Genomic DNA, 1,604 nt, shown 5'->3' with positions numbered 1-1,604 from the left:
GTTAAACATCGGCAATAACCAATGATTCATTGCTTGGCAATATTCTTCCGCAAGGGGGAGAATTGTTTGCTCCCAAAATTCTAATCTCGCCTCTGCTAAATTGCTATAAGTGTTATCCCCCGGAATTCCAAGTAATTGCGGTGGCACACCAAAAGCCAACGCAATCTCACGAGCCGATGTATGTTTGGAAGAAATAAAATCCATATCTTTGGGTGATAAGCTCATCTCCTTCCAATCAAGCCCACCTTCTAAAAGTAAAGGCCTGCCTGCATTGTGAACGCCTGAAAACTCCTCATCAATCTGCCTTTTGATGCGTTGATGTTGCTCATCAGTTAAAACGCCTAGATACCCCTCACCAGATTTAACCACCAACGCACCGCTTGGCTTTGCACCATTTTGAAGCAAACTCTGATTCCATTGCGACGCTTGATTATGCTGATCAATAGAATAAGCTGCTGATTCTATTGGGCTTAACCCAAAATGCTCATCAAGCGGGTGGAAATTTTTTAGGTGCAAAATATCTGATTGCCCAGTTAATTTATCCACAGGGTAGCGAATATCTTTTGCACCATTTTTATAGATGTAAGCGGTTATAAAACCTGATTTATCAGTTAGAATGCTAACTTTATCAGGCCTTAGGCAATATAATTCCTGCACAAAACCTGCGGAATTTCTAACCGCTAAAATATAAGAATTGCCACTTATTAAGCGATAATTGAAAATTGATTCCTTAAATAAATTGCCATTTACTAGAGGGTTTGGAAATTTGATTAAATTTAGCAAATTATGATTTTTTACTTCATAATTTTTTTCTTCAATATTTTGAAAAAGCTTTAGATTTATTGAAGCAACACCTTTTGAAATCATTGAAATACAACGATGTGCCACCACATTTTTTATAAAACCTTCCTCAGAAAATTTAGCATAGCTTCTATTCATCCAAACTGGTTTTTGATTATCATAGAGGTAAGTTTTGACCCCATCATAATTATCAATGTAAGATTTATAATTTCTGACATTCTTGCCGGTTTTCTTAGAGTTTTTCGCTGAATTTTTGTTGCTGAAGAAGTTAAAAAAGTTGGTTTTCATAAATTCCTATAATTAGTTTGGAATTTAATGATGGAACGATTTTTTTAACTATGGAAGGGGGGGCAGATTTTTATTTTGCAGATGTTCAATGGACTGACTGGTAAGTATAGATTTAAGCTCCTTAATCACAAATTGTCACCCCGAATTTATTGCGGGGTTAACCATAAAACAGGCTCAAAACTTGAACCTTAGAAGCACTTTTAACAATTAACCCCGCAATAAATGCGGGGTGACAAAACAGAGGAAAAGCAACAGAAATTTAATAAAATCTATACTTACCAAAGGTGGATACCTGCTGTAGTTTATCCCGTGCTTGTCGCGGGGCAGGTATGACACAAAAGCTAAACCTTATAACCATTATGAATTGCAACTATTCCGAAGGTGAGTTTTTCATAATTTACATTTTCAAATCCTGATTTTTCAATCATCGCCTTGAAATTTTCAGCCGTAGGGAACATTCTAATACTTTCAACTAAATATTGGTAAGAATCCTCATCTTTTGCAACAAATTTACC

At 35.9% G+C, this 1,604-nt stretch carries 1 protein-coding gene; it reads right to left on the bottom strand.

Annotation, left to right across the window (positions count from 1 at the left end; genetic code table 11):
• On the bottom strand, positions 1-1,089 hold a 1,089-nt coding region (locus SFT90_00510), incomplete at its 3' end, for a phage portal protein (protein MDX1948966.1).
• Positions 1,090-1,604: the final 515 nt, after the last annotated feature.

This window comes from Rickettsiales bacterium, from assembly GCA_033762595.1.
In the GTDB taxonomy this organism is placed as follows: Bacteria; Pseudomonadota; Alphaproteobacteria; order Rickettsiales; family UBA8987; genus JANPLD01.
The sequence above is the reverse complement of the archived record's forward strand: the minus strand, read 5'-3'. Positions and strand labels throughout refer to the sequence as shown.